Source organism: Desulfobulbus alkaliphilus (genome assembly GCF_016918545.1).
In the GTDB taxonomy this organism is placed as follows: domain Bacteria; phylum Desulfobacterota; class Desulfobulbia; order Desulfobulbales; family Desulfobulbaceae; genus Desulfobulbus; species Desulfobulbus alkaliphilus.
Genome location: NZ_JAFFQC010000138.1, coordinates 1 through 541, shown reverse-complemented (window position 1 = coordinate 541; position 541 = coordinate 1). Strand labels below are relative to the sequence as shown.

The following is a 541-nucleotide window of genomic DNA, read 5'->3' as shown; positions in this document are numbered from 1 at the left end:
CCTGAACTATCAGACCCACTACCGTCCTTGGCCGGTCTATCAGCAGTCCAAGCTGGCCATGCTGATGTTCGCCTTGGAGCTTCAGCGCCGCAGCGACGCCCACGGCTGGGGCCTGATCAGCGTGGCGGCCCACCCCGGCTTCGCCCGAACCGACCTGATCGCCAACGGCCATGCCGGCAAGCCCGGCCTGTTCGCGCGCGGCGCCCGGCTGCTGGAGGCCGTGCTCAGCCATTCGGCTGCGGACGGCGCCCTGCCGATCCTGATGGCCGCGACCCTGCCGGACCCGACGCCCGGCGGCTATTACGGCCCCACCGGCTTTCAGGAGATGAAAGGCCCGCCCGGCGTTGCGGCGATCAAGCGCCAGGCCAAGGACGCTGATGTGGCCAGGGGTCTCTGGGCGGAATCAGAGCGTCTGACGGGCGTGACCTACGGCTGACGGCGCGGAGCGTGTCCGTCGCGACACGACGCGGAGAGATCGTCTCTTCATGACCAAAGCTTCACCCGCCGGACATCCATCTGCCATGGACGCAGGGCGTTAAGG

At 68.4% G+C, this 541-nt stretch carries 1 protein-coding gene; it reads left to right on the top strand.

Going from position 1 to position 541, the window contains the following annotated elements; genetic code table 11:
- A partial coding sequence (locus JWG43_RS20670) for an SDR family NAD(P)-dependent oxidoreductase (protein ID WP_205244284.1) occupies window positions 1-436 on the top strand: 436 nt, incomplete at its 5' end.
- Window positions 437-541: the final 105 nt, after the last annotated feature.